General features: G+C 71.7%; 16 protein-coding genes. 14 read left to right on the forward strand and 2 right to left on the reverse strand.

Annotation, left to right across the window (positions count from 1 at the left end):
- Positions 1–24: 24 nt before the first annotated feature.
- The 13 genes from HEB94_RS02940 to HEB94_RS03000 all read left to right on the forward strand — a co-directional run bounded on the left by HEB94_RS02940 (position 25) and on the right by HEB94_RS03000 (position 12,397).
- The gene (locus HEB94_RS02940) at positions 25–465 is read left to right on the forward strand and encodes a phage tail protein (protein WP_192748522.1); all 441 of its coding nucleotides are present in this window, start codon (positions 25–27) and stop codon (positions 463–465) included.
- Positions 462–965, forward strand: coding sequence for a hypothetical protein (locus tag HEB94_RS02945; protein ID WP_192748523.1), 504 nt, complete (start codon positions 462–464; stop codon positions 963–965). The genes HEB94_RS02940 and HEB94_RS02945 overlap by 4 nt, the downstream gene beginning before the upstream one ends.
- Positions 962–1,120 carry a DUF6760 family protein gene (locus HEB94_RS02950; RefSeq protein WP_192748524.1) on the forward strand — a complete coding sequence of 53 codons (159 nt, stop codon included), beginning with the start codon at positions 962–964 and terminating at the stop codon, positions 1,118–1,120. The genes HEB94_RS02945 and HEB94_RS02950 overlap by 4 nt, the downstream gene beginning before the upstream one ends.
- A 2,146-nt stretch (positions 1,121–3,266) precedes the next feature.
- Positions 3,267–4,268: a hypothetical protein gene (locus tag HEB94_RS02955; protein ID WP_192748525.1), complete on the forward strand. Its 1,002-nt coding sequence runs from the start codon at positions 3,267–3,269 to the stop codon at positions 4,266–4,268.
- 29 nt (positions 4,269–4,297) lie between these two features.
- The gene (locus tag HEB94_RS02960; RefSeq protein ID WP_192748526.1) at positions 4,298–4,723 is read left to right on the forward strand and encodes a phage tail protein; all 426 of its coding nucleotides are present in this window, start codon (positions 4,298–4,300) and stop codon (positions 4,721–4,723) included.
- Between the two features lie 52 nt (positions 4,724–4,775).
- Positions 4,776–5,498, forward strand: coding sequence for a CIS tube protein (locus HEB94_RS02965; protein WP_192748527.1), 723 nt, complete (start codon positions 4,776–4,778; stop codon positions 5,496–5,498).
- Positions 5,495–7,315, forward strand: a complete 1,821-nt coding sequence (locus tag HEB94_RS02970; RefSeq protein WP_192748528.1) for a VgrG-related protein — start codon at positions 5,495–5,497, stop codon at positions 7,313–7,315. Before HEB94_RS02965 ends, HEB94_RS02970 begins: the two co-directional genes overlap by 4 nt.
- Before the next feature lie 34 nt (positions 7,316–7,349).
- Positions 7,350–7,667, forward strand: coding sequence for a PAAR domain-containing protein (locus HEB94_RS02975; protein ID WP_192748529.1), 318 nt, complete (start codon positions 7,350–7,352; stop codon positions 7,665–7,667).
- A gap of 40 nt (positions 7,668–7,707) precedes the next feature.
- Positions 7,708–8,130, forward strand: a complete 423-nt coding sequence (locus HEB94_RS02980; RefSeq protein ID WP_192748530.1) for a GPW/gp25 family protein — start codon at positions 7,708–7,710, stop codon at positions 8,128–8,130.
- Positions 8,130–10,094 carry a putative baseplate assembly protein gene (locus HEB94_RS02985; protein ID WP_192748531.1) on the forward strand — a complete coding sequence of 655 codons (1,965 nt, stop codon included), beginning with the start codon at positions 8,130–8,132 and terminating at the stop codon, positions 10,092–10,094. The genes HEB94_RS02980 and HEB94_RS02985 overlap by 1 nt, the downstream gene beginning before the upstream one ends.
- A complete protein-coding gene (locus tag HEB94_RS02990) occupies positions 10,091–10,675 on the forward strand; it encodes a phage tail protein (RefSeq protein ID WP_192748532.1) in 585 nt (194 codons plus the stop codon). Before HEB94_RS02985 ends, HEB94_RS02990 begins: the two co-directional genes overlap by 4 nt.
- A gap of 11 nt (positions 10,676–10,686) precedes the next feature.
- The gene (locus HEB94_RS02995) at positions 10,687–11,154 is read left to right on the forward strand and encodes a hypothetical protein (RefSeq protein WP_192748533.1); all 468 of its coding nucleotides are present in this window, start codon (positions 10,687–10,689) and stop codon (positions 11,152–11,154) included.
- 433 nt (positions 11,155–11,587) lie between these two features.
- Complete coding sequence (locus tag HEB94_RS03000) at positions 11,588–12,397, forward strand: zinc ribbon domain-containing protein (RefSeq protein ID WP_202896078.1); 810 nt, start codon at positions 11,588–11,590, stop codon at positions 12,395–12,397.
- Between the two features lie 102 nt (positions 12,398–12,499).
- On the opposite strand, the gene HEB94_RS03005 is transcribed toward HEB94_RS03000, so the two are convergent.
- On the reverse strand, positions 12,500–12,787 hold the full coding sequence (locus HEB94_RS03005; RefSeq protein WP_192748534.1) for a hypothetical protein: 288 nt from the start codon (positions 12,785–12,787) through the stop codon (positions 12,500–12,502).
- A 145-nt stretch (positions 12,788–12,932) separates the two neighbouring features.
- Positions 12,933–13,748 (reverse strand): helix-turn-helix domain-containing protein, encoded by an 816-nt coding sequence (locus tag HEB94_RS03010; RefSeq protein ID WP_192748535.1) that lies wholly within the window; start codon positions 13,746–13,748, stop codon positions 12,933–12,935.
- Positions 13,749–13,894: 146 nt separating this feature from the next.
- On the opposite strand from HEB94_RS03010, the gene HEB94_RS03015 reads away from it, so the two are divergent.
- The gene (locus tag HEB94_RS03015; protein ID WP_192748536.1) at positions 13,895–14,305 is read left to right on the forward strand and encodes a nuclear transport factor 2 family protein; all 411 of its coding nucleotides are present in this window, start codon (positions 13,895–13,897) and stop codon (positions 14,303–14,305) included.
- Positions 14,306–15,033 lie beyond the last annotated feature (728 nt).

The raw sequence follows: 15,033 nt of genomic DNA on the forward strand, positions 1-15,033 counted from the left end.
GCAAGGAAAGGTTGACAGACAGTCATGGCAACGGGCGATGCTCTTTCCACACACGTCTTCGGCGTGCAGCTCGGCGGATACCTGGTGGAGTCCATCCAGGAGATCAGCGGCTTCACCGTCGAGGAGGATGTCGTAGAGGTCAAGCAGGTCAGCGCGGAGGGCAAGCAGATCATCCGCAAGCAGCCGGGTGCCCGGCAGGCCGGCGAGATCACGATCACCCGGGGACTCGACCAGAGCAGCGAGTTCACCCAGTGGATCAAGGAGACCCTGAACAACGGGGCCGTCTCGACCGCTCGGCAGAACCTCACCATCGAGATCAAGGACACCGAGGGCAACACGGTCCGCCGTATCCAGCTCATGCAGGGCTGGGCCTCCAAGTGGGAGGGCCCCTCGCTGAAGGCCGGCGAGTCCTCCCCTGCCACCGAGTCCGTCACGATCACGTTCGAGGAGATCGTCGTCGAATGAGACGCCGTACGGTGACGGCGGGCAACTTGGAGGACCTCCTCCAGGTCACGGCGCCCGCCCCGGCGCCGGAACAGGCGGCGGCCCCCACTCCGGCCGCCGCCCCGCCGAGCCGTGACGACCACGACAACGGGCTGCGCACCGAGTTCGAGTTCGAACTGCCCCGCGGCTACGTCGACGAGACGGGCACCGTGCACCGGCACGGCTCGATGCGGCTCGCCACCGCCCGCGACGAACTGCGTCCGCAGATCGACCTGCGGGTCAAGGAGAACCCCGCGTATCTGAGCGTGGTGCTGCTGAGCCAGGTCATCACCCGACTCGGCACCGTCACCGACGTGCACGCCGGGATCGTCGAGCGGATGTACGCCACCGACGTGGCGTTCCTCCAGGACTTCTACCGACGCGTCAACAGCGAGGGTCACACCCGCGCGGCGGTCACCTGTCCGCACTGCGAGGGCGCCTTCGAGGTCGACCTCTCGGGTGGGCGCCTGGGGGAATCGTGACGTACGCCCTTCCCCGGCTCCGGGAGGAGATCGCGTACATCGCCTACCACTTCCACTGGGAGCGCGCGGAGATCCTCGATCTCACGCATGGTGAACGCCAGCAGTGGGTGGCCGAGATCGCCCGTATCAACACCCGTATGAACGAAAGCGGTTGAGCAGATGGCATGGCGGGACAGGCTGCGCCGCGCCGGGGCGGGCCGGCCGGGAGCCCGGGGCTCTGCTGTGCCTGGGGGCTCGGATGCCGGTGGCGACGGCGGTTCGGATCCTTCGGGTGCATCGGGTGCATCGGGTCCTGTGGGTTCCTCCATGCCTGGCGACTGGGACGGCGGTTGGCGCCGCACCACCCCGCCTCAACTGACCGTCTCCCGCGCTCCGTTGGGAGTCAGCGACGGCCTCACCTTCCGCGCTGGGCTCGCCGCCTGGCAGAACCCTTCCTTCGACAGCGGCCTCGGGCATGCGCTGCTGCCTACGGCTCCGGCTGGGCTGGTGCGGGGTGTGGCTCCTCCGGCCGGCCCGCGCGCCGTGAGCGTCGGTGGGGGGCCGCTGCTGCTTCGGGCGGTGCGGACGGAAGGGGGCGAGGGGCCGCAGGGCGAGGCGCAGGGGGATTTTCGCTCGGTGTCGAAGTCGGTGTCGAAGTCGGCGTCGGTACGTCCGGCTCGTGGTGGCTCCTCCGGCGCCGCCGGGACTGTGGAGAAGGGAAGTTCGGGCGGAACTTCGCAGAGTCGTGACATCACGTCGTCCGTGGGTTCCCCCGCTGTCCTTTCCTCCCCGACTCCCGGTGTCCAACGAGCCGTTGCCTCCTCGGCCGCCGCGCCGATTCCGCTGGTGCGACGTGTCGCGGTGATCCCGGGGGCGGCCGGACTCTCCGTCGCGCGTGCCGCGAAGGAGGCGCCGGGGAAGGGTGCGCAGCCCGCGCCGAGCGGAAGTCGGCCGGAGGCGTCCCTCCCCGCCATCCAGCCAGGGTCGGTGGGGCCCCACTTGACGCTTGCCCGCCGGGTGACGGGGCCTGTACGCCATGTCCCTGCCCTGAGGCCTGCGGTGGTCGCCGAGACGGCCGCACTGAGCACGCCCGTGCAACGTGCGCAAAACCGGCCGTCGTTGGGTGCGCCGTCGGTGGAGGATGCCTCCGTCGTGCCTGCTGCGGGGCCCGGTTCCGGTCCGGTACTTCCTGTGGTTCAGCCGCAGGCCGGGGACGGCCAGGGTTCCTCCGACAGCCCTGCGCCGAGCACGCCCGTACGACGCGCCGGAAACCCGCCGCCGTTGGGTGCCCCGCTCGCTGAACTGCCCTCTACCGCCGCACCGTTGGCGAAGGGGGCCCCTACCGTGCCCGTGTCCGGTCCGGTGCTTCCCGTGGTTCAGCGGCAGGCCGAGGACGGCCAGGGTTCCTCCGACAGCCCAGCGCCGAGCACCCCCGTACAACGCGCGCAAGACCCGCCGCCGTTGGGTGCGCCGTCGGGGGAGGACGCCTCCGTCGTGCCCGCTGCGGGGCCCGTTTCCGGTCCGGTGCTTCCCGTGGTTCAGCGGCAGGCCGAGGACGGCCAGGGTTCCTCCGACAGCCCAGCGCCGAGCACCCCCGTACAACGCGCCGGAAACCGGCCGCCGTTGGGTGCGCCGTCGGGGGAGGATGCCTCCGTCGTGCCTGCTGCGGGGCCCGTTTCCGGTCCGGTGCTTCCTGTGGTTCAGCCGCAGGCCGGGGACGGCCAGGGTTCCTCGCACAGCCCTGCGCCGAGCGCCCCCGTACAACGCGCCGGAAACCGGCCGCCGTTGGGTGCCCCGCTCGCTGAACTGCCCTCCACCGCCGCACCGTTGGCGAAGGGGGCCCCTACCGTGCCCGTATCCGGTCCGGTGCTTCCCGTCGTTCAGCGGCAGGCCGAGGACACCCCGGGTGCCCCCAGCGACCCTGCCCCGCGCCCGTCTTCGGCTCCGCAGCGTTCCGGTGCGCGTGCGCGCGGCGGCCTGGGGGCGCCTCTGCCCGCGATGCCGGCCAGCGCCGGTCTGTCCGGCTCCGCCGCGTCCGGGGCCCGAGCCTCCAGTACGGCGTCCAGGCCCGACATCCAGCGCACACCGGCATCGCCTGGGCCGGGCAGGGACCGTACGCCGCCCACGGAGTCCGCCTCGGATACGGCACGCCACGCACCGTTGCTGGGGACGGTCGACGTTCAGCGCCACCTCGCGGACCACCCTGCGCCCCATGGCGGCAGCCTCACGGACCACGGAACCGGCCCTGCTACGCCGTTGGTGACGCCGTCCCCGGGTGCGGCGTCTCACGCTCTGGCGGGCACAGTCCTACGACCCGAGGGGATGCGCTCCGGTCCCGGCGACGGGCGTCCCCGAAGGACCGGCAGCCCGGCCCCGGTCGTCGTAGCCCGCCGTGTGGCCGAACCCGCGGCCGGCGCTCGTCCCACGACCGCATCCATCGGCGGCCCCCGCACCGCAACCCCCTCCATCGCGGTGGCCCGCCGCGCCCTCGCGCTGCTGCCCGCACGGCCCCTCACCCTCAACACCCTGGCCCCGGAGGGCCTGGCACCCTCCGCCGCGTCGCGCCCCGTCGGCGGCCCTCCCGTGGTGGCGGCGCGTTGGAGCGGTGCGCCGGACATCCCCGGCGGCGGCACCCCCGCACCGTCCACCCGACCGCCCGCGCACCCCGCGTCGGCACCGTCCGCACACGCCGCTGCGACCCCGCCGGTCCAACGGGCCGTACCCGCGCACGCGCCACACCACCCGGGCGTACCGGCAACCGGCTCGGCCGTACGAGCGACCGGTGCCCCCGGTGTCGTCCAGCGAGCCGTCCCGGTCGTCAAGCCCGCGCCGCCTCGCGGGGGAATGCCCGGTACGGCGGCGGTCACCCCGGCGCGGCCCCTGCCGGTCACGCCCCCGTTGACGCCGCCGCTCATGCATGGCCCCTCGGCAGCCGTGGCACAGGCGGCGGCCATCCCCGTGGTCCGGCCGCGGGTCGTGACGCCGGGCCCCCGATCGGCGAGCGGCGGCAACAGCCCTGCGGCGCCCGAAGTCCAGCGCGCGATCTCCGGCGCGGGGAAGGCCGTACCCGATGTACCCGGCGTATTCAAGGGCGTACCGGCGAAGGCGGTGCCCGTGGCGCGTGGCAAGCAGCAGTCCTCCGGGACGGCCTCCGCCTCCGCGTCCGGTCGGCGTACGGAGCGGTCCGCCGACGCGGCGCAGGACCCCGGTCTCGACCTGGACGACCTCGCGCGTCGCCTGCTCGACCCGATGGCCCGCCTGCTGCGTACGGAACTGCGACGCGGCCGGGAGCGTACGGGTCGCCCCTACGACGGACGCCGCTGAGGGCACGGCACGGAACGGATGACGGACGGATGACGGACAACATCTTCGCGAGCAGCGTGTTCTTCCGGCTCGCGATCGGCGGCAATGATCTGGGCGCCTTCCACACCTGCTCCGGCATGGGTGCCGAGGTGGAGATCGAGACCTATGCCGAAGGTGGCAACAACGGCTTCACGCATCACCTGCCCGGCCGGGTGACCTGGTCGAACATCAGCCTCACCCGGCCGGTCACCACCGACACCGCGAAGATCGCCCGTTGGCTCGACGAGACGCTGAAGCGGGTGGAGCCCAAGGACGGCGAGATCGTGGCGCTGCGGCCGGATCTGTCGCGGATCATCAGCTGGCAGGTGTTCGGGATCGTCCCGGTGCGCTGGCAGGGCCCGTCCTTCGACCCCAGCAGCTCGCAGGCGGCGGTGGAGACCCTCGAGATCGCCCACGAGGGACTGCGCCCTGCCTGACCATCCCTCACGTCACTGTTGCGCGTAAGCACCTTGGAAAGGAATCCCGGCCATGTCCCCAGCGTCCCGCTCCAGTCGGGCCAGGGCCCAGCTGACGCTGAAGGAGCCCCCGGCCTCCGTCGGCGCCAAGCCCGGTGGGACGCTCGCCCGGCTGAACCTCCAGTTCAACCCGTCCACCCTGGAGTTGAGCAAAACCACCGAGTGGCGGCGCTCCCCGTCGCGGATGGCGGAGGAGTCGGCGCTGCCCGAGTTCGTCGGCAGTGGCCCGCGCCAGCTGAGTCTCGAGGTGTTCCTGGACGCCACCGCCACCCACGACAACTCCGTGGAGCAGGCGGTGGAGAAGCTGATGAAGGCCTGCGTGCCGACGAAGGCGAGCCTGGGGCGCAAGAAGCCGGCGAGCCCGTGGGTGCGGTTCGAGTGGGGCAGTGCGCGGACGACGTCGTTCGACGGGGTGCTGTCCAGCCTGTCCGTGACGTACACGCTGTTCGACGTGGACGGCAAGCCGCTGCGGGCGACCTGCCGGCTGTCGATCGAGGAGGCGAGCGTCGGTCCGGCGGGGCAGAACCCGACGTCCGGCTCGCGCACCGGGCGCAGTACGCACATCGTCGTAGCGGGCGACAGCCTGGCGCTGCTGGCGTGGCGGGACTACGGCGACGCGACGGCCTGGCGGGTCATCGCGGAGGCCAACGACATCGACGACCCGATGGCGCTCGAACCCGGCACCGAAGTGGTGCTGCCGGCCATGAGCGACGCGGGCGCTGAGGAGGAGCAGTGACAGGCGGGGCAAGGGACGGCCGATCCTTCGCGGCGGACCCCATCGTGGAGACGCCCGGCGAACTTCCGCCTGTCTGGGCCGCCCAGTTGGTGAGCTGCGTGGTCGACGAGAACGTGGGCCTGCCGGACGCGGCCGTGCTCACCTTCCGCGACCCCGATCACGAGTTCCTGACGAAGACCGGCATCACCATCGGCACCCCGCTCAGGGTCTCGGTGGTCACCGTGACCGGGCAGGCGCGCGAGCGGCTGTTCAACGGCGAGGTGACGGCCCTGGAGGTGGACCGGGACCGCACCGGCTCGTTCACGGTGGTGCGCGCCTTCTCCAAGGCGCACCGCCTCCAGCGCGGCCGGAAGGTGGTGGCCTACCGGAACATGACGGCGGCGGCCATCGTCCGCAAGGTGGCCGCAGGGGCGGGCCTGGCCTGCGGCACCGTGCAGGCCGCGCCGGTCACGTACAAGCAGCTGTCCCAGGCGAACGTGTCCGATTGGGACTTCCTCCAGTTCCTGGCCGCCGAGAGCGGCGCACAGGTGCGTGTCGACGACAAGGGGCTGCTCCAGTTCACCCAGCCCCAGAAGGCGTCCGGGGCGCCCGCGCCGTCCACCTCGGCCGCCCGCAACCCGATGGTGCTGGAGTACGGGCGCAACCTGCTGGCCCTGCGGGCCTCCCTGTCGGCGGCGGACGGGGCGCAGCAAGTGGAGGTGCGCGGCTGGGACGTCACCACCAAGCGGTCCCTGGTGGCCCGGCAGGCGTCCGTCGACAGCGACACGGTGCTGCCGGGGCTGAGCCCCGCGTTCGCCGCCCGGTTCGGCACGTCGAAGCTGACCGTCACCGACACCCCGTACCGCACCCAGGCCGAGACGAAGGCCGTCGCGGACGCCGTCGCCGGGCAAGTCAGCGCCGGGTTCGGCGAGTTGGAGGTGCTGGTCGAGGGCAACCCGCTGCTGCGGGCGGGGAAGGCCGTGGCGCTCGGCAACGTCGGGCAGGCCTTCTCCGGCAAGTACACGGCGACGGCCGTGCAGCACGTCCTGGAACCCCACGGCGGCTACCGCACCACGGTGTGGGTGAGCGCCAGCCCCGACCGTTCCCTGACCGGCCTGGTCACCGGCGCCAACGCGCCCTCCCGCGGCCCGCGCATGCCGGGCCTCGCGATCGGCGTCGTCACCGACGTACGGGAGACCGGCGGTGCCGAGAGCGGTTCGGTGAAGCTGAAGTTCCCCTGGCTGGACGACACGTACGTCACCGACTGGGTCCGTACCGTGCAGTGGGGCGGCAAGGGCGGCGGCGGGGTCGTGAGTCCCGAGGTCAACGACGAGGTCCTCGTCGGCTTCGAACAGGGCCTGCTGGACAGCCCGTACGTCATCGGCGGGCTCTACAACGGCGTGGACAAGCCGTCCCCGCACGACGTCCCGCTGATCGACAAGACCACCGGCAAGGTCAACCGCCGTTCCATCGTGTCCCGTTCGGGGCACCGGGTGGAGCTGCTGGACGCGCGGGCGCCGGGGCGCTCCGGTGTGCGGATGCTGTCCGCCGACGAACGCCTCGAAGTCTTCCTCGACAACCGGCGCGACCGCATCGAACTGACCGTGTACGCGGGCAGGAGCCGTCAGGTCCTCAGCTCGGTCGTGCTCGACAAGGAGGGCATCACCATGGACGCGAAACAGGGCGATGTGAACATCTCGGGCCGCAACGTGGACATCAACGGCCGGGTCGGCGTGAAGATCGGCGGCCGTACGGTCGACGTCACCGGCGCCACGGGCGTCACCGTCGACGGCGGTCTCCTCGGCGTACTCAAAGCCAAGCTCATCCGCATCAACTGACCGGCTCTCCAGCCACCTTCGAAGGGAGCATCGCATGCCCGCCGCCGCCCGCACCGGCGACCCCACCAACCACGGCGGGGTGATCGCCACCCCGCCGCCCGCCGCCGCGCGATCGGTCGCGACCGTACTGATCGGTGGACGTCCCGCCGCCGTCGTGGGCAGCCTGCACACGTGCGCGATGCCGCCGCACCTGGCCCTGGGACCGGCGAACGTGATCATTCCCGACCCGACCGCCCTCACCTCGGGCATGGTCCTCATCGGCGGGCTGCCGGCCGCGAAGGCCCGCGACAAGACGGCGTGCGGCGCGCAGATCCTCACCGGCGCCCCCAACGTCCTAATCGGGGGCCTGTGATGACCGTCCCGCGAAGCGCACGGGCTGCGAGGAGCGCGCGATGAGCGAACGGTTCATAGGCCGCGGCTGGGCGTTCCCGCTGCGCGTCGGACCGACCGGCGGGATCGCGCTGGTCGAACGGGAACGGGAGATCGAGGAGGCGATCCGCCTCGTCCTCGGCACCGCGCCCGGCGAGCGGCCCATGCGGCCCGAGTTCGGCTGCGGCATCCACGACTACGTCTTCGCCCCCGGCGACGGCGCTACCGCGGGGCGGATCGCCCAGCAGGTGCGCGAGGCGCTGGAGCGGTGGGAGCCGCGGATCACCGTCGACGACGTTGTCGTCGCCTTCGACGCGGTCGAGGACGGCACGCTCTACATCGACGTGCACTACACGCTGCGATCCACCAACGACCGGCGCAACCTGGTCTTTCCCTTCTACACGATCCCCTCCGAGGAGGGGGCCGAGGAAGCGGGCGCGCACTGATGGCCCTGCCCTCCCCGAACCTGGACGACCGCCGATTCCAGCAGCTCGTCGACGAGGCGAAGCGGTACGTGCAGCAGCGCGCCCCGGAGTGGACCGACCACAACGTCTCCGACCCGGGCGTCACCCTGATCGAGACGTTCGCCTACCTGGTGGACCAGCTCCTGTACCGCCTCAACCGGGTCCCGGACAAGAACTACACCGCGTTCCTCGACCTGTTGGGCATCCGCCTGTTCCCGCCGACCGCGGCCGGGGCCGACGTCGACTTCTGGCTCTCCGCACCCCAGCCAGACGTCGTCACGCTCCCGCCCGGCACCGAGGTGACCACGGCGAGCGGCGACAACGACGCGGCCGTCGTCTTCACCACCACCGACGAACTGCGCATCCTGCCCAGCGAGTTGACCCGGCTGGTGACCGTGCCCCGGACCGGCGAGCAGAGCGACCGCACCGGACAGCTCGCCGACGGACTCGACATCCCCTGCTTCCAGACGACGCCCGAACCCGGCGACGCGCTGCTCTTCGGTCTGCCGACCGCCGTACCGCGCTGCATCGTCGCCGTACGCCTCGACAGCCGCGTCGAGGGCATCGGCGTCGACCCGCGCCAGCCCCCGCTGGTCTGGGAGGCCTGGGACGGCGGCAGTTGGCAGCGCTGCGAGACCGGCGACGACACGACCGGCGGCCTCAACCGGCCCGGCGAGGTCATCGTCCACGTACCGGCCGGGCACACGGCGTCCGTGATCGGCGGCACCCGTGCCGGCTGGCTGCGCTGCCGGGTCACCGAGGCACAGCCGGGCCAGCCGTTCTACTCCGAGTCGCCGACCGTGCGCGAGGCGGAGGTGATGACGGTCGGCGGCACCATGGCCGTGGAGCACGCCGAAACGGTCACGGACGTACCCCTCGGCACCTCGGAGGGCGTCGCCGGACAGACGTTCCGCCTCGACCGTCCGCCGATCCTCCTTGACGCCGAACCGCCCCTGGTGGAGGTGTCATCGGAGGAGGACAGCTGGCAACGCTGGGACGTCGTCGATCACTTCGGCCGCTCCGGACCCGACGACCGCCACGTCCGCGTCGACGCCACCATGGGCGAGTTCGCCTTCCCGCCTGCCCTGCGCGAGCCGGACGGCACCCTGCGCCACTGGGGCGCCGTGCCGCCCAAGGGCGCCCAGATCCGCGTCGCCCGCTACCGCACCGGCGGCGGCCCCGCCGGGAACGTCGCCCGCGGCGCGATCTCCGTCCTCCTCAGCTCCGTCCCGTACATCGCCCAGGTCACCAACCGGGAGGCGGCGCGCGGCGGGGTGGCGGGGGAGACGGTCGACAACGCCCGCAGGCGCGCGCCGGAGGCCCTGCGCATGCAGGACCGCGCGGTGAACGCCGAGGACTACGAGATCATCAGCCGCCAGGCCGCCCCCTCCGTCCGCCGGGTCCGCTGTCTGCCCGCCGCCGAGGCCCCCGGCGCGGTACGGGTGCTCGTGGTCCCGGACGCCGTCGCCGACGAGGACGACGACCGGCTCCGCTTCGAGCAGCTCATCCCCTCCGAGCAGGTCCTGACGGCGATTACTGCCAGCCTCGACGAACGCCGCCTGATCGGCACGCGGTTGCTGGTCGAACCGCCCGTCTACCAGGGCGTCACGGTCGTGGCGCGGCTGTCGGCGGCCCCGGCCGACGTGGATCGGGTCCGCGAGGCCGCCCTCGACGCCCTGTTCCACCACCTCAACCCGCTCGTCGGCGGCCCCGACGGCACCGGCTGGCCCTTCGGACGGCCCATCCAGTACGGCGAGATCTTCGGCGTCCTGCAACGCGCCACCGGCAACGCGCTCGTCGAGGAGATCCGCCTGTTCCCGGCCGACCCCGTCACCGGCCGCCGGGGCGCGCCCACGGACCGCATCGACGTCGGCCCGGGCGCGCTCGCCTTCTCCTACCAGCACCAGGTCGTCGTCACCGGCGTCGGCCCGGAGGGACGGGGATGAGCCGCGCCGCGATCCCCGGGCTGCCGAGCCGGTACCCGATCGGCGGTCAACTGCCCGCGTTGTACGCCGACGACGACTTCGCGCAACGGTTCACCGCCGGACTCGACACGGTCCTCGCGCCCGTCTTCTCCACCCTGGACAACCTCCCCGCCTATCTCGACCCCCGGGTCGCCCCCGTCGACTTCCTGGAGTGGCTGTCGTCCTGGGTGGGCGTCGCTGACGACCCGGACTGGCCGGTCGGGCTGCGCCGGGAGGCGGTCGTTCGCGCGGTGGAACTGCACCGCTGGCGGGGGACCCGGCGGGGCCTGGTCGAGGCGCTGCGCCTCGCGGTGGGAGTACGCGCGGAGGTCGTCGGGGACGGCGGGGCGGCGTGGTCCGCCACGCCGGGCTCCGACCTGCCCGCGGAGCCCGCGGCGGAGCTGCTGATCCGGGTCGCGCCGGACGCCGCCGGGCCCGGCGCCGCCGGGCTGGACGTGGACCGCGTCCACGAGATCGTCCGGGCCATGTGCCCGGTGCACGTCGCGTTCCGGGTGGAGGTCGTGGAGGCACTCCCCGGCGCACCCGACGAGGAAGGGAACTGACCCATGCGCGCATGTCCCGCCTGCGGGTCCGCCAACGACCCCGCGGACGACTTCTGCGGCAACTGCGGCGCGTATCTGGGGTGGTCGGACTCGGCGGGGGGTGCGGGGGCGTCGCCGGGTGCTGGGACGTCTTCGGGTGCGGGTATCTCGTCGGGTTCCGGTACGTCTTCGGGCGCGGGTACGTCGTCGGGTTCGGGTGCGGCGGCTGGTTCGGGTACGTCGGTGAGCCCGGGTCCGCCGGAGGGCGCGGCCGGTTCGGCGTCCACGGAGCCGTCGGCGTCCACGGAGCCGTCGGCGTCCGCCAGCCCGGCGTCGGCCGGTGGGTCTGCCTCGACGGGATCGCCGGAGACGGGGGCGGGCACGGACCGGGCGGATGCCGTCCCGGCGTCGACGCCCCCCTCGGGGGACGGTCCCCCGTCGACCGCGCGTGCGCTCGGCGCGTCGCTGCGCGCCCGGCTGACGGGCAGGGGGCGCGGTGAGGGCGGTACGGGGTTCCCGGCATCGGGGGTCTCGGTGCCCGGCGTCTCGGTTCCCGGTGCTTCAGTCCCCGGCGTCTCGGTTCCAGGTGTCTCCGTTCCTAGCGTCTCGGCGTCGGATCTCCCCGCGGCGGACCTGCCGGTCCCGAACATCTCCACCCCGGATGCCCCGGCTCCGGACCCCGCCCCAACTGCCCCCGATCGGGCCACAGATGCCGCAGGCTCCCGCACCACCCCCGCCGCTTCCCCCACCCCCGACACCCCCGCCCTGCCTCCCCAGGCCCCGCCCGTCCCCACCTCTCCACCCGTCCCCACCTCCCCGCCCGCACCGACACCCCCGCCTTCCCCCGCACCCACCCCTCCCCGCCCCCCGGCACCCCCCGTCACCCCGCAGTCCCCGAGCGCCCCCCGTACCCCCTCCGCCCCCCTCCCGCCCATGGACCCCGCCCCCACCCGTGACCCCGACGCGATCGTCCCGGTCCTGCCCGCGAAGGCGGTCGCGCCGCGGCCCGTCGTACGGTCCCAGGCCGCCGAGGAGGACGAGGGGAGCGGGCGGCCCTGTCCCGCGTGCGGGACGCTGAACCGGCCGGAGCGGAAGTTCTGCCGGCGGTGTGCCGCGGAGCTGAGGCCGGCGCAGAAGGCGGCGCCGCTGCCGTGGTGGCGGACGGTGTGGCCGTTCCGGCGCAGGGCGCGGGCGGGTTCGGGGCGCGGCGTACGGTTCCTGGTGATCCTCGCCGTGGTGATCGCGCTGTGCGCGGGCGGGATCTTCCTGCTGCCCGCGGGCCGCGCCCTGTACGAGGACGTCCGGGACAAGCTGGGCAAGGCCGAGCCCATCACCCCGGTGAAGGTCGAGGCGAGCGGCTCGCTGCCCGGTCACCCGGCGACGAAGACCACCGACGGCCTGAACAACAAGTACTGGGCCGCCCCCGGCCCCGGCGCCTCGCTGACGTACACCTTCCGCAAGCCGTTCCGCCTCGTCGACGTGATCATCACCAACGGCGCGTCCACGTCCCCCGAGGCGTACGCCCGTCAGGCCCGCGCGCTCCAGGTCGACCTGGAGGTGACGGCGGAGGACGGCACGAAGGAGCTCAAGGAGGTCACCCTCAGTGACAAGCCGGGCTGCCAGACGATCCAGAGCGGGATCAGCGACGTGAAGACGATCCGCCTGACGCTGAAGTCACCCGTGGACCTGTCCAAGGGTCGCCATCTGGCCCTGGCGGAGGTCGAGTTCTTCCAGCGGGGCTGACGCCGGGCGCGTGAATGACCGTACGGGGTACGAGAGTTGACGTGTTCGTGGAGCGCGGAAGGCGATTCCGCCAGGAGTGGTGAGGAGGGGCCGCACACCTCCTCACCACTCAGCCTCCGTGGTGGACAGGTCGAGGTCGGTGAACCAGAGCGCGTGGGAGGCGGTTCGCCACACGGCAGACATCGCCTGGAACTTGCGTTCGCGGACCGCCGGGTCATCGAAGGGTTGCCCGTCGCGATCCGTCGGAGGCCACGCCCATTGGTCGGTCTTCTTTACCTCGTAGATGCTTGCTTCCCACAGCTCATCTGGACAGCCGCGCAGGGCGATGGCCATGTCGTCGAGGGTTGACCGGTACTGCACCGCGAGTACCGAGCACCAGATCGTGGTCATCTTTGAACCTTCCGGCTGGACGACGAGCGGACACAGCCGGCCGATCTTCTGCGGCCTCTGGAGCTGTATTGACGCTCAGGGAGGGTAGTGCCGGTTCTTCATCTCGTGCGGGCTCGCAGCGCCTTAGCTCAGTGACCCACGCGTCTCACGTCGGGGCGTTTCGCATGTCCGCGAGCGTGCGGAGTAGGTGTGTGGTGGCCGGGTCGGCGGGGAAGAAGGTTTCGATCGCGATCTCGTCCAGGGTGACGTCGCGGGGCGATCCGAAGACCGTGGCCGTGTAGAGCAGCGCGAGGTCGCCGTAGGGCGTGGTCATCTGCAGCGGGACAACGAGATCGGCCTTGGCCGCGTTGGCCGCGTTGGTCGGTGAGGCTGGATGGCTGTAGGTCTGGAGTTCGGTGAGGAGCGAGGTGAGCCCGTCGTCGGCGGTGCGCTCGAGCTGCCGGCGTACCCGCCGCAGCACGTGCGCTCGCCACTGTCCGAGGTTCAGGATCTGGGGGGCCAGACCGTCAGGGTGCAAGGTTGCGCGCAGCAGGTTGACCGGCTGCCGGCACAGCTCCTCGGGTAGGTCGTCGAGGAAGGCCCGCATCGCGGTGTTAGCGGCCAACAGGTTCCAGTGCACGTTCACCGCGACCGCCGGGTTGGGCTCCATGCCCCTCAGAACTGCCTGCACCGCATCGTGGGCCGCACCGAGGTCCGCCAGCGGCCGCTCGCGGTAGGCCGGTGCGAAGCCTGCGGCAAGGTGGAGACGATTACGCTCGCGCAGCGGCACGTCCAACTCATCGCAGATCCGCTCGATCATCACCGGGCTGGGCTTCGACCTTCCGGTCTCGATGTAGCTCAGGTGTCGAGCCGACATCTCCGCTGCCAGGGACAGATCCAGCTGTGATCGGCGACGCCGCTCGCGCCACTGTTTCACCAGCATCCCGATCGTCTCCTGCGAAGCGGCGGCTGTGGCAGTCATGTCCGCCACAATGACGTCGATCCCCCCGGCCAGGCAATGACCTCGGAGGTTATTGATGGCCCTCTCCCCTCGCGCCACAGTGTGGATCGTTGCCGCACAAACCTCGTGCGGCACTCCCATCGCCCAGCACGCGGAGGAGTCTGCACATGACCAAGATCAACGAACCCAACCCGACTGTTCCCGGCGCGCTCGCTGTCGACCGGTACGTTCAGTTCTGGAACGCCGCGACTCCGGAGGCACAGCAGCGGCTCGCGGCCGAGGCATTCGCCGATGACGTCAGCTCCCATGTGCCCGTAGCTGTCATGCGGGGAGTCGAGGAGTTGATCGCGTTCCGGAACCAGTTCGCGCACCACTTCCCCGACTACCGATTCCAGTCGCGGACGGAGCCCGACACCCACCACGATCGGGCTCGGCTGCAGTGGGAGATCGTCGTTGGTGGTCAGTCCTTCGCCGCCGGGACTGATGTGCTCGAGTTGGACGATGCGGGTCGTATCACAGAGATCACGGGGTTCCTCGACCAGGCGCCGGAGGGTTTCGACCCTCACGCGCACGAATGACGGTGCTTGTACGCACGTGAAATGTGACGTATCGCGATGTGGCAACGGCTCCGTCACGGCCGCGGCCGTGGCTCAGAACGCACGGTCGCGGCCGTGCCTGCCCAGTCGCTATTGATCGCTGCGCGGTCAGCTTCTCGCTAACGTCCCCCAGTCCGCATCGGTCAGCGTGTGGTCGCGGATGTGGTCCGTCTCCAGCGGGAGCGCGGGTGCGGCCGCGAGCGCGACGGCTCCCCAGAATCCGTCCCACGCCTGCGGCAGCCGATGCCGTGCGGAGACCCGGCGGAGTCGTTGCGCCCTCGGACTCCTTCAGCTGAGAAAATCTGTGTCGGCCGCAGTAGACATCCGGTCGTCTTGCAGTTAGTGTTTGTCCCGTCGTTGACGAAGCTAGTGGTCGCGGTAGACACGAACTACCGCGAGCAGGACATGGGACGGCAGTCGAGTTTGTGGGGTCCAGGAGAACAGGAGGCTCCAGGCCGGCTGTCGGGGTGGGCGGTTCCACGGCCCGCCAAGCAGTACCGATTGACAGCAGTTCCGGAAAGAGCAGCAAGGGGAGCCAGGAGAGGAGTAGATGCCATCAGGATCGCCCGAAGCGAGGATGTCATCGCTCGGGTACCGCAGACCCCGGATTGGAAGGTGGTCCCCGGTCACGCAGCCGCGATCCCCGCATCTCCGCCCGTTCAGGTGCGCATGCGGAACAGAAGGCTGGCGCAAGGCGCCAGTAGATGGTG

The sequence above is a fragment of the Actinopolymorpha pittospori genome, assembly GCF_014873875.1.
Lineage (GTDB): Bacteria > Actinomycetota > Actinomycetes > Propionibacteriales > Actinopolymorphaceae > Actinopolymorpha > Actinopolymorpha pittospori.

Excerpts from the sequence above, each read along its gene's own strand:
- HEB94_RS02940 (WP_192748522.1), top strand. The coding sequence starts at position 25 with ATGGCAACGGGCGATGCTCTTTCCACACACGTCTTCGGCGTGCAGCTC.
- HEB94_RS02945 (WP_192748523.1), top strand. The coding sequence starts at position 462 with ATGAGACGCCGTACGGTGACGGCGGGCAACTTGGAGGACCTCCTCCAG.
- HEB94_RS02955 (WP_192748525.1), top strand. The coding sequence starts at position 3,267 with ATGCGCTCCGGTCCCGGCGACGGGCGTCCCCGAAGGACCGGCAGCCCG.
- HEB94_RS02960 (WP_192748526.1), top strand. The coding sequence starts at position 4,298 with ATGACGGACAACATCTTCGCGAGCAGCGTGTTCTTCCGGCTCGCGATC.
- HEB94_RS02965 (WP_192748527.1), top strand. The coding sequence starts at position 4,776 with ATGTCCCCAGCGTCCCGCTCCAGTCGGGCCAGGGCCCAGCTGACGCTG.
- HEB94_RS02975 (WP_192748529.1), top strand. The coding sequence starts at position 7,350 with ATGCCCGCCGCCGCCCGCACCGGCGACCCCACCAACCACGGCGGGGTG.
- HEB94_RS02980 (WP_192748530.1), top strand. The coding sequence starts at position 7,708 with ATGAGCGAACGGTTCATAGGCCGCGGCTGGGCGTTCCCGCTGCGCGTC.
- HEB94_RS02985 (WP_192748531.1), top strand. The coding sequence starts at position 8,130 with ATGGCCCTGCCCTCCCCGAACCTGGACGACCGCCGATTCCAGCAGCTC.
- HEB94_RS02990 (WP_192748532.1), top strand. The coding sequence starts at position 10,091 with ATGAGCCGCGCCGCGATCCCCGGGCTGCCGAGCCGGTACCCGATCGGC.
- HEB94_RS02995 (WP_192748533.1), top strand. The coding sequence starts at position 10,687 with ATGTCCCGCCTGCGGGTCCGCCAACGACCCCGCGGACGACTTCTGCGG.
- HEB94_RS03000 (WP_202896078.1), top strand. The coding sequence starts at position 11,588 with ATGGACCCCGCCCCCACCCGTGACCCCGACGCGATCGTCCCGGTCCTG.
- HEB94_RS03005 (WP_192748534.1), bottom strand. The coding sequence starts at position 12,787 with ATGACCACGATCTGGTGCTCGGTACTCGCGGTGCAGTACCGGTCAACC.
- HEB94_RS03010 (WP_192748535.1), bottom strand. The coding sequence starts at position 13,748 with ATGACTGCCACAGCCGCCGCTTCGCAGGAGACGATCGGGATGCTGGTG.
- HEB94_RS03015 (WP_192748536.1), top strand. The coding sequence starts at position 13,895 with ATGACCAAGATCAACGAACCCAACCCGACTGTTCCCGGCGCGCTCGCT.